Annotated in this window: 15 protein-coding genes and 1 pseudogene; 5 read left to right on the top strand and 11 right to left on the bottom strand. The window is 53.0% G+C overall.

Annotated elements, in window-relative coordinates:
• Nucleotides 1–106: 106 nt before the first annotated feature.
• The 7 genes and pseudogenes from AB5Y48_RS06345 to AB5Y48_RS06315 form a co-directional block, all read right to left on the bottom strand.
• Nucleotides 107–1423: pseudogene (locus AB5Y48_RS06345) on the bottom strand (TIGR04141 family sporadically distributed protein); the annotation flags it as partial.
• 31 nt (nucleotides 1424–1454) lie between these two features.
• A complete protein-coding gene (locus tag AB5Y48_RS06340; protein WP_368164026.1) occupies nucleotides 1455–2303 on the bottom strand; it encodes a hypothetical protein in 849 nt (282 codons plus the stop codon).
• Nucleotides 2304–3009: 706 nt separating this feature from the next.
• Nucleotides 3010–3477, bottom strand: coding sequence for a M15 family metallopeptidase (locus AB5Y48_RS06335; protein WP_368164025.1), 468 nt, complete (start codon nucleotides 3475–3477; stop codon nucleotides 3010–3012).
• Between the two features lie 13 nt (nucleotides 3478–3490).
• A complete protein-coding gene (locus AB5Y48_RS06330; protein ID WP_368164024.1) occupies nucleotides 3491–3823 on the bottom strand; it encodes a hypothetical protein in 333 nt (110 codons plus the stop codon).
• A 14-nt stretch (nucleotides 3824–3837) separates the two neighbouring features.
• Complete coding sequence (locus AB5Y48_RS06325) at nucleotides 3838–4410, bottom strand: hypothetical protein (RefSeq protein ID WP_368164023.1); 573 nt, start codon at nucleotides 4408–4410, stop codon at nucleotides 3838–3840.
• 1129 nt (nucleotides 4411–5539) lie between these two features.
• A complete protein-coding gene (locus tag AB5Y48_RS06320; RefSeq protein ID WP_368164022.1) occupies nucleotides 5540–6241 on the bottom strand; it encodes a hypothetical protein in 702 nt (233 codons plus the stop codon).
• Nucleotides 6242–7259: 1018 nt separating this feature from the next.
• Nucleotides 7260–7856, bottom strand: a complete 597-nt coding sequence (locus tag AB5Y48_RS06315) for an MliC family protein (protein WP_368164021.1) — start codon at nucleotides 7854–7856, stop codon at nucleotides 7260–7262.
• 154 nt (nucleotides 7857–8010) lie between these two features.
• Here AB5Y48_RS06315 and AB5Y48_RS06310 point away from each other — a divergent pair, with 154 nt between their 5' ends.
• Nucleotides 8011–9267, top strand: coding sequence for a mechanosensitive ion channel family protein (locus AB5Y48_RS06310; RefSeq protein WP_136614027.1), 1257 nt, complete (start codon nucleotides 8011–8013; stop codon nucleotides 9265–9267).
• A 34-nt stretch (nucleotides 9268–9301) separates the two neighbouring features.
• Here the strand turns inward: AB5Y48_RS06310 and AB5Y48_RS06305 are convergent, their stop codons facing one another.
• Nucleotides 9302–9664, bottom strand: a complete 363-nt coding sequence (locus AB5Y48_RS06305; RefSeq protein WP_224163526.1) for a DUF2061 domain-containing protein — start codon at nucleotides 9662–9664, stop codon at nucleotides 9302–9304.
• 184 nt (nucleotides 9665–9848) lie between these two features.
• Here AB5Y48_RS06305 and AB5Y48_RS06300 point away from each other — a divergent pair, with 184 nt between their 5' ends.
• The 4 genes from AB5Y48_RS06300 to AB5Y48_RS06285 all read left to right on the top strand — a co-directional run bounded on the left by AB5Y48_RS06300 (nucleotide 9849) and on the right by AB5Y48_RS06285 (nucleotide 13801).
• Nucleotides 9849–10046: a hypothetical protein gene (locus AB5Y48_RS06300; RefSeq protein ID WP_050667966.1), complete on the top strand. Its 198-nt coding sequence runs from the start codon at nucleotides 9849–9851 to the stop codon at nucleotides 10044–10046.
• A 93-nt stretch (nucleotides 10047–10139) separates the two neighbouring features.
• The gene (locus AB5Y48_RS06295; protein ID WP_368164020.1) at nucleotides 10140–11078 is read left to right on the top strand and encodes a LysR substrate-binding domain-containing protein; all 939 of its coding nucleotides are present in this window, start codon (nucleotides 10140–10142) and stop codon (nucleotides 11076–11078) included.
• A 172-nt stretch (nucleotides 11079–11250) separates the two neighbouring features.
• A complete protein-coding gene (locus tag AB5Y48_RS06290) occupies nucleotides 11251–12354 on the top strand; it encodes an NAD/NADP octopine/nopaline dehydrogenase family protein (RefSeq protein ID WP_368164019.1) in 1104 nt (367 codons plus the stop codon).
• 40 nt (nucleotides 12355–12394) lie between these two features.
• Nucleotides 12395–13801: a YfcC family protein gene (locus AB5Y48_RS06285; protein WP_368164018.1), complete on the top strand. Its 1407-nt coding sequence runs from the start codon at nucleotides 12395–12397 to the stop codon at nucleotides 13799–13801.
• Nucleotides 13802–14978: 1177 nt separating this feature from the next.
• Here the strand turns inward: AB5Y48_RS06285 and AB5Y48_RS06280 are convergent.
• The 3 genes from AB5Y48_RS06280 to AB5Y48_RS06270 all read right to left on the bottom strand — a co-directional run bounded on the left by AB5Y48_RS06280 (nucleotide 14979) and on the right by AB5Y48_RS06270 (nucleotide 16941).
• Nucleotides 14979–15767, bottom strand: a complete 789-nt coding sequence (locus tag AB5Y48_RS06280; protein WP_368164017.1) for a hypothetical protein — start codon at nucleotides 15765–15767, stop codon at nucleotides 14979–14981.
• 316 nt (nucleotides 15768–16083) lie between these two features.
• On the bottom strand, nucleotides 16084–16425 hold the full coding sequence (locus tag AB5Y48_RS06275; RefSeq protein ID WP_368164016.1) for a hypothetical protein: 342 nt from the start codon (nucleotides 16423–16425) through the stop codon (nucleotides 16084–16086).
• A gap of 3 nt (nucleotides 16426–16428) precedes the next feature.
• Complete coding sequence (locus tag AB5Y48_RS06270) at nucleotides 16429–16941, bottom strand: GNAT family N-acetyltransferase (RefSeq protein ID WP_368164015.1); 513 nt, start codon at nucleotides 16939–16941, stop codon at nucleotides 16429–16431.
• Nucleotides 16942–17008 lie beyond the last annotated feature (67 nt).

Raw genomic sequence — 17008 nt, 5'->3', positions numbered from 1 at the left:
GGCTGCGCGCCGTCGTCCGGGCCTGCATCGAGAAAACGAATTACCCCATCCCTGCCGAATTGTGTGCGTCAAGCCCCTGTCGGTGAACGGTTACACTTAAACCGGCTGATCCGCCTTTTCTATGTTTAACATGAATAAACTGCTTGTTATCTGTCATTAGGTCACATAGTTCGATAGGCGTAGTGGTTCTATTGCTTTTTATCAATTTTTTATCGAGTAAATGATAGCTATGACTAGTCGAAGCTCGTTCGTTGTAATCACCTTCTGATTCAATCTTTGATTTTGTTTTTCCGTCTTTGAATTCGTCCCATACATAAACCCTAGGAAAGGCTAAAGACGATACATTTATTTTCCCCAGCGTAGAGTCGACTCTAGCCACAAAACTATTGTCGATTTCATACCATAATCCTGCAAATAATATGTAGGTTTTATCTGTTTCCTTATGCTCAAAATAGATGCACTTGTATATTTGGTGCTCAGACTCATTTTCATGAACGTCGTAAACAAACAGTTTGTCTCGTTTGATTGAGTCAACCGAAATTGTCGCGACATCTATGTTATCAAGGTATTCCTTTGGCTCAATTGTTGGTTTTATGGAATTTTTGGTACGAGTGAAGCTGAACCCATAGATACTATCCCATTGAACAATCTCTGGAATAGTTATGGTTATCTCGGTACTCTTTGCTTTAATCTTATCAATTAACTTTGCATCTAAGTGATCAATTTCGGATTTCTCTTTGATCTTCCTAATATTATCGACCCACGAAAAGTTACTTTTATATGAATCATTTGCATAGTAACCAGAGAGCAAATCAACCAATTGGGATATTTCACCCACATCCATTTCTATGCCAAATGAATAAACAGCATCCCCTCCGGAGATGTTTTTCAAATTCACACCATTTTTAGGTGAACCAGTGACAGCTCTAAGAACATCTCTCGAAATATCAATACCAAATACACCGACAGAAGACTCTCTAGATGCTTGCGACTTTTTCTGGACTGCCTGATCTTCTAGTGTGAAAAGATCAACGCTTCGCAAACTGTCATGATTAAGTGTGTTAAGCGCAGTTTTTATTCCAAAATCATGAATAAAATATTTTGTATCTATCAGAAATCGACCATAACCGAAGGTAAAAGCCATTGTGGCTGTGGCTGTTTTTATAATAAGAACTGCTGAGCTAGAGCGATTAGCAAGCTCATCTAGTGAAACGCCTGTAATATTCTCCGTAAAGCCACTCCATTTTGGCTTTTTTTCTGTAGAGACTTTTACGAATAGTTTTCCTTCAAGTTCATGCTTGCTATCAAGTTCATAAGCGTTAACTTGAGATGATCCTTTTAGGTAGTCGGCTGTTTGCAGCGAAGCATGTTCATCCTTGGCCAGGAATGCGTTTAAATATAAGTATGGCTTTTTATCTTCCACTGAAATCAACTCCTTACTGATGCATAACGCCTCAATCAGTCGACGCGTTAGCGGTCGACTGCATTGATTTGTTATGTTGATTATCGCTCGGTATTACGTTATTCCTGATAACAGGAAGTCCTTGCAGATCAGAAAATTCCGCATCGTTAAGAATGAAGGCTAGGTCCTTGTCACCTTGCCCATACCCCCATAAGTAAAGCTCTGCACCAAATGCGCTAGGAGAAACGATAATTCCACCGCCCTTAATTTCAGCACAATGTTTTTTCATGTGCTCTTCCGGTCCGTATTGAAATGATTCTATTAAATCGTCATTACTCAATCCAAAGAATGAATGATTCACTATAGATGTAAATTGATGCATTTCACTCTGCGAAAATTCCATTGCGCCAATATACGAATCCCATGGAATGAATATCTGCATTCGTGGCCTATCATCCTGATTAAATTTATAGCCACTATCCTTGAATATTTTTCGTATCAAAGTGTACACAATGTAATGCGTTCTTATTTGATATACAGACAAACCATCTAAAATTTTTCCTATTCTGGCCCCTCGATCATCTCGCCCTTGTTCTGTCCTTGATGAGGCAAGTATGCCACCAAAGTATTCAACAGCAATTTCGTCATCTGAATACGAGCCTTCGTTAATTATTGTCTTAAGAACCTTTGGAGGAACTTGTCCAGGCTGTTCGATTTTATCTCCTAGCTTTTTCTCTGCATTGCCAAATATTTTTCCTACGTTTTGAGCGCGCTTCTGGGCGAAATCTCGAAGACTTTCGCCCAAATAATCTGCTGTAGGACCAAGCATTTTATTAAGGCCGTCTTTCCCCAGATAAGCTGCTACGGCTCCCAGTCCTACAGTTGTTATTGGTTCTGGCATTGTGCCTCCTTAGTAAACATAACAGTGATTAGATGGAAGGCGGTACTAATCCGTTAGCAGAGAATTCCATCTAACTCCGTAACATTTCAATCGCCGCCAAGTAAAAATCATTATGAAATCATAATATTACAGATTACATCAGGTGTCCGTGCGTATTCGCTTGACGTCCTCTTTTTGCACCACCATGACGGCTGTGTAAAAAACTGTACATGGGCTGCGCATTGAAAGCGCCGCCAAACCACGCCAACGTGAACAGCTCAGAAATAAACATAAGGCCCGTCATCACCTTGGGTGGACCCAGTGGGCAGCTCTTGCTGATCCATTCCATCCGGCAAGGCTACCGCCCCTGAATGACAGCCTCCAGTCTGCTGCTGTTAACCTGCGATCTTGCCTTGGCCTGGCGCATGGGTGACTCCGGTGAGTCGGTTTCCAAACGGCTATGTTAGCGAGTGGAGCGGGGGAGGGAAGCAGGAGACGATGGTTTCCTGAGCAAGATCAATAAATTGATCCATTAAATTGGGATAGCCAGCGTGGTTGGTGGTGGCTATCCCAGTGCTTCAACATCAGCAAATGCAACAGAGGGACAGGACTCTCATTGTTGCTGCATGGGCCTCTCATCGCTTGCCGGGCTGTTGTCCGTTACCTGGCGTGCAGAGCCTAAGATGCGCCAATCTCCTCACTCTGTTTGGTGTCGCAGCTCCAAGGGCTAGGCATATTGGTCTTTTGGAAGCTCATAGTGCGGTGCATCAACGAATGGCTTGCGGCCTTGGCTGATGCGTTTTTGGATATAGGCTTGAATCAATTCATCAGGGGGAATCTCAGAGTCTGTGAGTAACACATCCCAGTTTCCTCCCCAGCGAATAGGTACTCCGTACTCATGGGCGGCTTCACGCATAGCGAGAGCTATTTTGCAGAGCAACTCGGTTTCCCAACGCACCTTGTTTCCTATATAAGCGGCCAAATCAACGGCATATCCACCCAAGTGACGGGAGGACATGGTGGTACTCGCGCCGCTGGCGACATAAGCCCGCTGTTCTTCGATGGTGCGCACTCCATCGATAACTGAAAAATCGACAGGGGTAATTTCTATTGCTCGTTTAACGACTTGAATCAGATCTGGATGAACACCTTCAAGCTCTGTAAGGGAATGCTGTCCAAGCTTAAATATTGTCATGGCAATATCCTTTTTATAATAGAGCGAATCCTAATGCACTGTTAACCACATCTCTTACTACTGATAATGCTGCGTTTATAGCCCCTTCAACTAATAATAACGACATGCCCTCCAACGTAAGCATCACTGCTCGTGCTGTGTTTTTTTGCATCTCAAATAGAACACTGGCTTCGCCCTCTCCTATTTGATTGCTAGTTCTTAGTAACTCTATCTGAGTAATGGTTGTAGTTAATTTCTCAAATTCTTTTTCAGCAAAGTCTTTAATGCTTGGCCATTTAGCATCGAACACACTTCGAGCTGCCTCTAGCATTTCAGATAAAATGATGTCAACATTTACTTTTTCCATATCAACCTCCAATGTTATTTATGTTCGCCGCGTTTCTTTTCCATTTCCAGTGCCATAATTGCACCTAGATGTTGGTTGAATAATTTTTGAATGGGTGAAATTAACATTTTGTTTAAAGCAATCTCCCCACGGTTATCTATATCTTCTTCTGCTCCATGGAGTACTCTACAGTTCATTGACAGGTCTGCACCGTTTGATATTACCCTTTCTTTTTGTTGAGCAGACAAAGTGTTAGTCGTACATTCTTTGTTGAGTAGAATCAAATAGGCAAAATTTATTTTTATTAGTTTTAATTGTTCAATGGTTTGTTGGTTGTCGTAAATTCCGCTTGCTCTAACCTCTAGAGCATTTAAGTCAGAAAGAACACCTTCATAAAAATGTTGTTGATTTTTATATTTAAGATCCTCATGTTTCATATTCTGCATCGAAACAAAATGCCCATCGAGCTTTCTTTGCAGTTGTTGAGTCTGATGATCAATGGTTTCATCATATTTAGATGTGAGTTGAACTGAAGAGCATCCGCTTATTATCATTGACATAACGGAAAGTGCACATATTATAAATCCTATTGTCGATTTTGATTTCATAATATTCACCTATTTATGACTCTTCTAGAGTCTGATTTACATTGTTTAATCCTTTATTGTTCTAATATATTGGTGAGATGTGTGCTGTACCTGTAGATATTAATCAGTGCTTTTTATTTCTCGTATAATATTTGGCACGAATTTCTCTGCATAGCCAGCTATGAAAGACCAGACAAGTAACTTGGCGGCGTCTTGATTGGTTTGTACTTTTATTTGATTTAAGAAGTCGATAGTTCCTTGGTATTGATGTTCAATTCCTATGAATTTTGGAAACATAGTCCCCGTGATGAGTTGACTAGAGAAAATATAGAATAGTAATAAGGAGAATATTATTGCAACTAGTATCTTCCATGCAAAATAAACCAACTGTTCATTTATAGAAAAAGATGAGGAGTCTAATACTGTCGTTGAATTAGATTGATTGATGATGCTTCCCAGTGTTGCAGATATAAATACCAATATCATTATCGCTGGTTGTTCATCACTATTTATTATGTTGCTAGTGAATATACTCAGTATAATAAACAACAAGAGAAATATAACGGCAATGTTTCTAACTATGGAATAATGCATGCTAAACCCTCTTATTTTTCTCGCTCTTTTTATATTAAAAGAAAGCAAGCGCCGTATGATTGTATAAGGGAGACGTCATGGATGACGATATTGGTTGATACTTAGTAGGCAGTTTATTATTTTTTCGTTTAACAAGGCTACCGCCCCTGAATTACAGCCTCCAGTCTGCTGCTTTTGTTTGTATTGTTGCTCTGGCCTGGCTCATAGGTGACTCCAATGAGTAGGTATCCGAATGAAAATGTTAGCAACTGGAGCCTGAGGCGAGAGCGGGGAGCGCTCATTCATTGAGCCGGATCAATAAACCAATCAATATTTATATGTGAAGGTGAGTGTTGGTGTTGAAAGAGTCCCAAAAGGGCACGCTTTTCCATATGACAAGGGGAGGTAGCAAGGACGGAGCGGCGTCAGTGCATCAGAGCCCGAGAAGGTCTGTGGCTCTGCGGCAAGCTCGGGTATCGATGCCGAAGGTGGGGCGGTGGTGAGCGAGACACCGGCTTGTGGCCGGTGTCAGGAGACGGTACATAGTGGTAGCGCACACTCCATACGCTTGCTCTATTCAGACCAGGCCACTGTGCAGTGCATTGATATTTTGTTCACGCATGGCCTGGTGATGCGCCTGCAGATCGTCATAGATTTTAAAATCGATTCTTGCGGCGCTGATGGAATGGCCATCGGCGTCTTGTACGTCATGTTTTTCAAAAAATGCATCGACCACATGGTTCATCTCTTCGGTCAAGCTATGAAGTGTCTTTTGAACCAGCTTATCTCTTACTGCGGACTTGATGTCCCGATCGGCATGGTCAACCCGATCCAGACCCGCCTTGTCGACCAATACCCTCGCCGCACTCTCGAGAGCGCTTTTTCCGGCATTATGTCTGTCGATCCCCAACATCATGGCGGTATTGTTCAGTATTGGTTTGTTGACCGCTGGGCTGGCAAGATAACTGCCATTTTCGATTAGCTTGTCTAACTTAAAGGCGGCATAACAGAGGAGGTGCTGTTTGGCTGCATCCTGCTTGTCTGACGGGCTCCCCAGAGCCTTAAAAGCGGATTGACAGGCTTTGGCGACCACCGTATCGCCGTCCCTGCCAAGCCATAGCTCGTTTGATAATTGGGTAATGGTTTGTTCTTTGATCTCTTGCCTTTTAGCCATGGCATCGGCTTTTGACAACCGAATACCTTCCCTCGCATGCTCTGTCGGGGTGAAGCGCTCCTGCCCTGTCATGGTGTTGGCACTGAAGGGATTTCGAATAAACATACAGCCTCCAAGGGGAGAGACGAACGCGTTGATCGCATCTCCTGATGAATAAAACCCCTGAATCTTAAATTCACACTCCGTGGTCATGCTTTCGTTTTTTGCCCAAAACTACGCCTTTTTGCCCCCTCTTCTACCCAGTGAGAGACACCGACTCCGCCAGCCGCAGTACGTCATGTTTTCGAGCGTCATTGGAACAGTTAAACGCACAGGCGCGGCTTCAGACTCGGACCGCGAACGCTCGAATACGCTGCGCTATTGGCGCCTGCGAATGCAGCCAGTTCGGCAAAAGCATCAGAGGGGCAGGGGATTGGCTCCCCCTTCAATCCGCCGAGGGGGGGTAGCAAGGTCAGCAGGAACGGTGGGTGTCCCGATTTCCTCCGTTGGCTATCAGCAATAGCCGCAGAGGGGCAGGGTATTGGTCCCCCCTGCAATCCGCCGAGGTAAGGGAGCAAGGTCAGGAGCGCCATCAAGGATGATGGCGCAGCCGCAGGCGGCATAGGGATATGCCGTGTGCGGCGGTCCGTCCGACCTGGCGACTGAGCCGAGGGCAACCGCAAAGCGGTCGGATTGGCGGGGGAAGGCCTTCTTGGTGACTTCTTGGGCTAGCAAGAAGTCACTCGCCACAGCCCGAAGGGCGGGCGAAACCCCTTCGAGGAGGAACTCCTCGCGTCCCATGCGGCGCAGCCGCATCAGAGGGCTGGCCACAGGCAAGGAGCTTGGCCGAGCGCCCCCTGCGTGCGGCACAGCCGCATCAAAGGGCGAGCCACAGGCAAGGAGCTTGGCCGAGCTCCTCAAAGTGGGCGGGGGAAGGCCTTCTTGGTGACTTCTTGGGCCAGCAGGAAGTCACTCGCCACAGCCCGCAGGGCGGGCGAAACCCCGCATAGCGGCAATCCCGCTGGGATTGTGATGCTTGCCATAGGCAAGGAGCTTGGCCGAGCGCCTCCAAGTGGGCGGGCGAAACCCCTATGCGGCGCAGCCGCATCAAAGGGCTGGCCATAGGCCAGGCGCCAGCGAGCCTCTACTCGGCAGACACCGCCATCTCCTGGCACTGGCTATCGGGCTGGCCATAGCGCTCCAGCAGGGCTTCTTTACCCTTGGTCCAGAGGGAGAGGTTTTGCCCCTCGTACTTGGCGCCGCTGGCGGTGCGCACGTTGAAGGCGAGCAACTGCAGGGGGGCGGCCCCTTTGTCGCTCAGGTTGATGACGGCGGCGCGCTGGGCCGTCTCGTTGTAGAAGTAGACGGTGAGCCGGGTGTCGCCGCAGCGATAGCCGACCGGGGCGGGCACCATCACCTGGCCGCCCTTGATCTGCAGCTCTGTGATGCGGGTGAGGTAGTTTTGCTCGACGCAGGCGCGCATGTCGCTTCCCTTCCAGCACTCGTTGCGCCCTTTTATCCAGCCGCGCTGCATCGCCTTCTCCCGCTTCTTCTCCTCGTCGCTCATCTGCGCGATGGCCTTGGGCCAGAGGGTGCTGAGCCGGTTGTCGAGGCGGGCGAGGGCGTCATCCTTGCAGATAAGCTGCTCCACCTCGCCGCTTGCCTTGGCGCAGTCGAAGGAGGGGGCGGCCAAGGCCGTACAGGAGAGGGGCAACAGCAGGGCGACGAGGGGGAATTTCATAGGGAGAGGCTCCATCGGATAGGTGGCATCAGGCTACTCCAATTCGCGCCCGCTGGGCAGGGGCGGCTGCCCATGGTGCGAAAGGCGGTGTCGGGCTGGCTTGGGTCGAGGGCGCTCGGGCTGGTATCCTGCCCGCACTGTGTGGAGGAACCCGATGAAAGAGAAGCTCTTTTCCTGGCTGACCGGGCTCGGTCTCGAAGTCAGTGGCCTGGCGGGGGTGGTGATCGCCCTGGCCTTTATCCTGCTCACCTCTTTGCTGCTGCACCTGCTGTTGCACCGGATCTTGCTGGTGCGCCTGCTGCGCTTGGTCGAGCGCTCTGGTCTGGTGTGGCTGCCGGGGCAGATGCAGCAGAAGCTGTTCAACCGGCTGGCCTTCGTGTTTCAGGGCATAGTGCTGCTGGGACAGGCGGAGATCTGGCTGCCACGCGGCTCGGACAGCCTGGCGACCATCGTCATCTCGACCCAGGCCTGGATCCTGCTCTCCTTGCTGCTCTCCCTCTTCTCTTTGCTCGACTGCCTGCTCTTTGTCAGCCGGCGTACCCGGCTCGGCAGCGATCTGCCCCTGCGCGGCATCTTTCAGGGGGTGAAGCTGGCCGCCAGCATCATGGTGGGGATCCTGATGCTCTCCCTGCTGCTCGGCAAGTCGCCCCTGTTCCTCTTCAGCGGCCTGGGGGCCATGACGGCGGTGCTGATGCTGGTCTTCAAGGATCCCATCCTGGGGCTGGTGGCGGGGATCCAGCTTTCGGCCAACCGCATGCTGAGCGTGGGGGACTGGCTGCAGATGGATAAATACGGTGCCGACGGCGAGGTGACCGATATCGGGCTCACCACGGTCAAGGTCTCCAACTGGGACAAGACCATCACCACCATTCCCACCTATGCCCTCATCTCCGACTCCTTCAAGAACTGGCAGGGGATGACCGAGTCGGGGGGGCGGCGCATCAAGCGCAGCATCAACATCGACATGACCAGCGTGCGCTTCCTCGGCCAGCACGAGATCCAGGCCCTGCGCCAGGCGAGCCTGCTGGCCCCCTATCTGAGTCGCAAGGAGCAGGAGCTCAGCCACTACAACCAGCAGCTCACGGAGGCGCTGGCCAACCCCATCAACGGGCGCCATCTCACCAATCTGGGCACCTTTCGCGCCTATCTGGAGGCCTATCTGAGGGCCAACGAGCGAATTCGTCAGGACATGACCCTGATGGTGCGCCAGCTGGCGCCCACGGGGGAGGGGATCCCCCTCGAGATTTACTGTTTCACCGCCACCACGGCCTGGGGCGAGTACGAGGGGATTCAGGCCGATCTCTTCGACCACCTGCTGGCGGTGATCGATCAATTCCATCTGCGCCTCTATCAGGCGCCCACAGGTCACGACATGCAGGGGTGGAGTCAGGGGCGCCGCTCGGCAGCCTGATCAGCAAGAGGGGCCGATGGGCCCCTCTCTGGTTTCAGGCGATGGCCAGGGTATGGCGGCAGCGCCAGGCCCGCTCGTGGAAGAAGAAGATCAGGGTGTTGACGGCGGGCTCGACCAGGGCCATGAGACCGCCGGTGAGCAGCTCGCCGCTCAAGAGCCAGGCCACGGTGAAGGCGACCGAGAAGTGCACCAGGGCAAAGCTGGCGGTCTTGGCCTGCAGGCTGTGGCGAGGCCTGAGCCTGTGCCAGCCGAGGTCGTGAAAGTAGAAGGCCACCGTATTGACCATGGGCTCGATCAGGGCGATCAGGCTGGCGATGAGCAGCTCGCCCGTCAGCAGCCAGGCCAGGGTAAAGGCGACGGTAAAGTGCAGTCCGGCGAAGCTGATGGTCTTTTTCATGGTGGTCTCTCCCTCTTTGCTTGCAGGCAAGTATCCACCAATTAGGCACTAAATGATATCCATTCTCATCTATTGGCTCGTTCGGTCTCGCCTATCGATGACCAGCCCCCATCCTGGGGAGGCAGAGCCGGGGCGGGGATGGCACCCTGCTCATCTCTGATGGACGCGAGGAAAAGGAGAGCCTGTGGATATAAATGCGACCCTGCTGGGGCAGGTGGTGTTGCTGACGATGGGGCTGTTGTCGGTGCTGGGGTGGTGGGTGGCGCGAAATCGCTGCGATGCGCCCCTGCTGGTGGGGCTGGTGATCGGCCTGCTCGCTCTGGTGCCACCGCTGGGGCTATTGGGGCTGCTGTTGGTATTGCTTAAAGACAGCCGCACCTGAAAGGGCGGCGTCACCTCTCACTGTGGACGGCGGGTCGTGGCGCCGGGGAGCGGGCTCTGATAGGGTGCCCACGCCTTGCTCCCAGGAGGGATGATGAAACTCTCTCAACTCAACGCCTTTCGCGCCATCGTCGAGTGTCAGACGGTGACCGCCGCCGCCGAGCGCCTCAACCTGAGCCAGCCCGCCGTCAGCCGACTGCTGAGCGCCCTCGAGGGGCGCCTCGGCTTCACCCTGTTTGTGCGCAAGAAGAATCGCCTCGAGCTCAGCGACGAGGGGCAGGCCTTCTATCTGGAGGTGGCCCGGGTGTTCGAGGCGGTGGCCGGGCTGGATCACGCGGCCGACGCCATTCGCACCCGCCACTTTGGCTCCCTCAACATCGCCGCCATGCCGCTGCTCTCCAACGCCTTCCTGCCCCGGGTGGTGGCGGGCTTCCTGCGCGGTAGCGAGGGGCTCAAAGTGGGGCTCAAGACCTACCGCTCCGAGGAGGTGCTGCGCCGCATCCAGAGCCAGACCACCGACATCGGGGTTGCCTTCGTGGAGGGGAGCTGGCCCGGGGTGCAGGCCCAGCGGGTGAGTTGCGAGAGCGTCTGCCTGCTGCCGGCGAGCTCCCCCCTGGCGGCGCTGACGGCGCTGGATGTGGCCGATCTGGCGGATCAGCCCCTCATCCGCCACGAAAAGGATCCCCAGCAGCGCCGGCTCGATGCCCTGCTGCATCGCTATGGGCTCACCACCCGCCAGCAGCTGGAGGTGTCGCTCGCCAGCACGGCCGCGGCCCTGGTGCGCGAGGGGGTGGGGATGGCGGTGACCGATCCCTTCACCGCCACCCTGGCCTGCGAGCAGTCGAACCTGGTGATGCGCCCCTTGCGCTTCTCCCTGCCGTTCGAATTCGACATCCTCTATCCGGGGATGAGGCCCATCCATCGCCACGCCGAGCAGTTTGTTGAGCGCTTCTGGCTGCTGGCCGACGAGCTGGGGATCTTGCTCCATATCGGGGCCATCCGCGAGCTGGGGGATGCGCCGGATCACAGTTAGCCGCTCTGGCCAGGTTCAATGGGTAAACGTTTTTATCCTTGTTTTTCAGTTGGTTGTATCGCGCCGCCCGGTCACCATGCGCTTTTTGCATGGTGCCCACCGCCTTCGTCATTGGAGGGGGGCGATCCTGCGCTCCTACTCTGGGCCATCACCCATGAGGAGGAGTGCACACATGCGAGTATCGATCTTCGGCTCGGGCAACGCCGGGCTGACGGCGGCCTACCACCTGACCCTGCAAGGGGCGAGCGTCTGCCTGTTTGGATCCGAGGGGTTTGACGGCCCCCTGGACGAGATTGCCGCCGCCGGCGGCATCCGGGCCCTGGCGGAGCATAACGGGGTCGCCCTGACCTACGCCGGTTTTCAGCCCGTCGAGCGCCTCACCCGCCGGGTGGAGGAGGCGGTGGATTACGCGGATATCCTGATCCTGCCGGTTCCCTCCTTTGCCCAGGAGCCCCTGTTTCGCCAGATGCTCCCTTACTTGCGTGACGGCCAGCTGATCCTGCTGATGCCGGGCAACTATGGCTCTTTGGTGCTCAAACGCATTCAGCAGGAGGAGGGGTATGGCCATCTCGATCTCACCTTCGTCGATGCCATCTCCATCCCCTGGGCGACCCGCATCGTCGGCCCGGCCGAGCTCGCCATTCTCGGCATGAAGCGCTTCTTGCCCCTCGCCGCCCTGCCGGCAAGCCGCACCGACGAGGCGATCGCCCGGCTGCAGCCGCTGATGCCCCTGCCCCTCACCGCGCTGCCCAACGTCATCAGCGCCGGGCTCGAAAACATCAACTTCGGCGGCCACCCCCTGCTGACCACCCTCAACATGGGGCTGCTCGAGAACTTTGGCGGCGATTTTAACTACTACAAGGATTGCTGCTCACCGGCCACCGCCCGCGCCGCGGCGGCCATGGAGCAGGAGCGTCTGGCGGTGGGGCAGGCGCTGGGGCTGAGGCTGGTGCCCGAGCTCGAGGCGATGAACGCCCTCTACCAGATGGAGTGTCAGAGCGTCTATGAGGTGAACCGCACCTCCGAGACCCACGGCAAGCTCAACAGCGCCCCCGACTCCTCGGCGAGCCGCTACATCACCGAAGATGCCGCCTACCTGCTGGTGCCCTGCTACGAGCTGGGCCAGCTGACCGGGATCACCACCCCGCTGGTGGAGTCCTGCCTGCGCATCGACGGGGCCTATAACGATACCGACTACTTCCGCGCCGGCCGCACCCTCGAGAAGATGGGGCTGGGGGGGATGACGGTGAACGAGATCATGGCCAAGGTGGCCTGAGCATGGCGGGGGGCCCGGCCCCCCGCGAAGGAGCAAGACGATGACCCGATTCAAGTTTCCCTCTGCCTATACCATCCTGATGCTGCTCACCGTGCTGATGGCCACCCTCACCTGGGTGATCCCGGCCGGCCAGTACCGGATGGAGAAGAACGAAACCCTGGGGCGCATGGTCCCCGTGGTGGGCTCCTACGCCCCCGTCGAGGCCAACCCCCAGGGGCCGCTTGAGGTGATCATGGCCCCCATCCAGGGCTTCTATGATCCCGCCGACTATACCGCCCGGGCGGTGGACGTGGCCCTCTTCGTGCTGGTGATCGGCGGCTTTCTCGCCGTGGTGACCCGTACCGGCGCCATCGACGCCGGGATCAGCGCCACCATGGGGCGCCTGGCGGGGCGTGAGAAGTGGATGATCCCCATTCTGATGGGGCTGTTTGCCCTGGGGGGCACCGTCTATGGCATGGCCGAGGAGACCATCCCCTTCTATGCCCTGCTCATCCCGGTGATGATCGCCGCCGGCTACGACAGCATAGTGGGGGTCGCCATCATCATGGTGGGGGCCGGGATCGGCTGCCTGGGGTCGACCATCAACCCCTTCGCCACCGTCATCGCCTCCAACGCCGCCGAGATCAACTTTATGGAGGGGGTCTGGCTGCGACTGGCCATCCTGCTGCTGGGCTGGCTCGCCTGCGTCGTCTATGTGATGCGCTATGCCGAGCGGGTCAAGCAGGATCCCTCCCGCTCTATCGTCGCCCGTCAGCGGGAAGAGAACCTGGCCCACTTTCTCCACTCCCGTCAGGAGCAGGCGCCCGAGCTCACCCCCATCCGTCAGGCGGTGCTCTTTATCTTCGCCGTCACCTTCGCCGTGATGATCTGGGGGGTCTCGGTGGGGGGCTGGTGGATGGCCGAGCTCTCGGCCCTGTTCCTCGCCTCGAGCGTGGTGGCCGGCCTGGTGGGTCGTCTCAGTGAGGTGGAGCTCACCGAGAGCTTCGTGGGCGGCGCCCGGGATCTGCTGGGGGTGGCCCTCATCATCGCCATCGCCCGCGGTCTGGTGGTGGTGATGGACAGCGGCAATATCACCCACACCATACTGCACTACGCCGAGGGGCTGCTGGCGGACCTGCCCAAGGTGGCCTTTATCAACGCCATCTACTGGGTAGAGGCGGTGCTCTGCCTGGTGGTGCCCTCCTCATCGGGGCTGGCGGTGCTCTCCATGCCGGTGCTGGCGCCGCTGGCCGACTTTGCCGGGGTAGGGCGGGATCTGGTGGTGACCGCCTTCCAGTCCGCCTCGGGCCTGCCCAACCTGGTCACCCCCACCTCGGGCGTGGTGATGGGCGGTCTGGCCATCGGCCGGGTAGCCTACGGGGACTGGCTGCGCTTTATCGGCCCATTGCTGGGATTCCTCACCCTGATGGTGATGGCCCTGCTGAGCCTGGGAGTGCTGCTGGGGTAAGGATGGAACACTCATCGTTGGTCATAAACGAGCGAAGCCCCGCGAGGGGCTTCGTCTATTGGTGTCAGGGGGGCGCTCGGCCTATGCCTGGCACTTTGATGCGGCTGCACCGCACGCAGGGGGCGCTCGGCCAAGCTCCTTGCCTGTGGCCAGCCCTTTGATGCGGCTGCACCGCACGCAGGGGGCGCTCGGCCAAGCTCCTTGCTTATGGCAGGCCCTTTGATACGGCTACGCCGCATTGGACGCGAGGAGTTCCTCCTCGAAGGGGTTTCGCCCGCCCACTTGGAGGAGCTCAGTCTAGCTCCTTGCCTACGACGGGGATCTTGAACACGAGGGCCTTGCCCTCGAAGGGGTTTCGCCTGCCCTTCGGGCTGTGGCGAGTGACTTTTCTTTGCGTGGCCAAAGAAAAGTCACCAAAAGAAAGGCCAACCCCGCCAATCCGACCGCGGTGCGGTTGCCCTCGGGTTGGTCGCCAGGTCGGGCGGAGCGCCGCAGATGGGGCATCCATGCCCCGCTGCGGCTGCGCCATCATCCCTGATGGCGCTCCTGACCTTGCTCCCACCCCTCGGCGGATTGGAGGGGGAGCCAATACCCTGCCCACCTGCGATTGTGTTGGCCGCGACAAGGCGCTCAGAAAGGTGGGTGTCCCATGCTTGCGAAGCCAGCTTTGAGCGCCTTGTTAAACCTGAAAATGGATTAGCCATTACAGCGTACTCGAATTTCTTTACGATTAAAGCCAGCATTTTCAGAAAGGGTTGTGTAACCAGACGGACACTCCTCTTTGGCCCTATTGTGACACACAGAGAAAGACACTGCTGCACCACACTCTATTAGTAAAGCTTCTTTCCCGTCACTACTGTAAATTTTATTTGCTGTAGTACATCCTGCGAGAATTATTACTGTTGCTATCATCAGCCCATTTTTCATTAGATAATCTCGTCTGTTTGTAGGTTTAACGCCCTGTTAAGGTGTGAACAACGCAATGCTGAAGCCACCGCATACCACCTTAAACACTAAACGCAACGCATAGTAAAAATGCGGAGGAAATCGGGATACCCACCGTTCCTGCTGACCTTGCTACAACCCCTCGGCGGATTGAAGGAGGAGCCAATACCCTGTCCACCTGCGATTGTGTTGGCCGCGACAAGGCGCTCAGAAAGGTGGGTGTCCATGTTAATTATTTTTCTATTGCTTCTGGAAGATAAAGCCAGCGGACAAGAGTGCCTTTTCTGGAGGCAAAGCGAATTTTAACCCAGTCGTTTTTTTGCTCTAGAATTTCTACTTTATCATTATGAATAAGATAGGCTTTGGTCTTTGATGTTTTTTCTGGTGATGAGTAGAGAAAGGTTTTTTCAGATGTGACTGACCAGAAGATCTTATTACCATCAAAATCAATCGCAACGGTGTCCAGCTTATCCCCCTTCTGACTAAATGTGTGCTCGTAAAGAGGGAAGGTCTCAATCGCGGAGTTTTGTAACTGATACTCTGTTGTTTTATATATCCAGAGTTCACCTCTGGTATTATATCGATAAGTATCGTAATACCATACAGGGCCTTCGCGGCAAGAGCTAACTAAAGACAGATCGTCTGTTCGGGCTGCAAGGTTATAGAGATCCCCGCAGGCAGAGGCTGGCATTTTATAATTCTCAATTTTTAGCTCTTTAAATGCTGCATTCATATGGTCATACAAAAAAACATAAAAAGCAGTGTTTACCATGCCGAGATAGTTAGTGATGGCGATATCTTTGTAACCGTCAAAGTTGAAGTCTTTTATGATAACGTCAGATTGCAGTTCATCATCAACACACATCAAAGATTCTTTCTCTTTTCCGGCCACCAATAAATAATAACAATTGTTGTCTTTTTTTATGTCAATGTTTGTTCTGTCAACTATATAAGATGAGATTGTTTCTGCGGAGGCGGAAAAACATAACAATAAAGTTGAAATGATGGCGATGTTCTTCATGTTTATTTATTCTGTCGTTTGAGGCTATAAAGATATTGCTTTCGTATTTTATTAACTGTCTTGCGGAACTTTTATAAGCGTGAGCTGGTTTTTATCAATGATGTAATATAAAGCGCCGAAAATGGGACAGTCATCATTTCGGTTATGATGCCACCTGTCAGTTTATGAGGTGAGAGTATCACCTCTAATCAGGTGGCCAAATTCACTATGCCACTACACTCGGCAGTGAGGCTTCAAGTCAAGCAGACCACTACGCCCCTGTCAAAATGGTGGGTGTCCCAGAATTTCCACAGGATTTATCCCCCCAGAATCTGTCTTACTTTTCATCATCATATTTAAAGTTAATGCTAATTTTCAGCGATTCAACATCCACAACAATTTTACAATCATGCCAAAATGATTTTACATCAGAGCCTGTGTTATCAGCAAAAAAATTCCTTAATTCCACAAGAAGATCCATCAAATCACAATTTGCCTGCATGCCAGCGGAGAACCAATTAATATCTCCAGTGTGTTTATCAATATAATCAAACTCACACTTACAATGATCCCCTTCGGGAGATAGAGTTGCCTGCAACATTACTTTTGATGCATCGTTAGGAACAATAGCCATCAATATCGCACCAATATCATTATAAATATCATGTTCAGACCGCATTATTTACCTCCAGGCAAGTTGTTGTGTCAAAATGGTGGCTGTCACAGAATCTTCCCGTACCCATTTTTCCAGTTCTTCATTGTCGCTATCAACAACAAAGCCCATGAATGCAAAGTTGTTAGCTCGCACAACATTCAACGAAGCGTGGTTAGTCGATGAAATTAAAGCAACAACTCGTTCAGTTGAACCTGCATTAAAAGCTAACTGACAAAGTTGATTGACTGCCAACTTTGCAAATCCTCGACCTTGCTTATGGGGGGAAACGTTGTATCCAATTTCAACTTCACCATTTTGAGGTTCATCTTTGAAGCCACAAAAACCAACGACATTATTGCCCACTAACATCATGTAGGGTAATGACCAAATTTCAGCTTTTGAGTTTTGGATCTGCTCATAAGAACGAATCAGAACATGCTTTGGTGGCACAGCACCTTCACAAAACGCCAATTCTGAGTCAAGACCAACTTTATCGAGCAAGCATTTAAGTTGGCGCTGATTTAACTGTTGTAGTTCCACTTTTCACCCTGTGCCTAACGCCCAATTAAGGTGTGAAGCACGCGACCACGAAACTCAATTTAAACAC

Origin of the sequence: Aeromonas sp. R6-2 (genome assembly GCF_040908155.1) — a bacterium.
In the GTDB taxonomy this organism is placed as follows: domain Bacteria; phylum Pseudomonadota; class Gammaproteobacteria; order Enterobacterales; family Aeromonadaceae; genus Aeromonas; species Aeromonas schubertii.
Note: the sequence above shows the minus strand (reverse complement) of the source record. Positions and strands in the feature narration are given on the sequence as shown.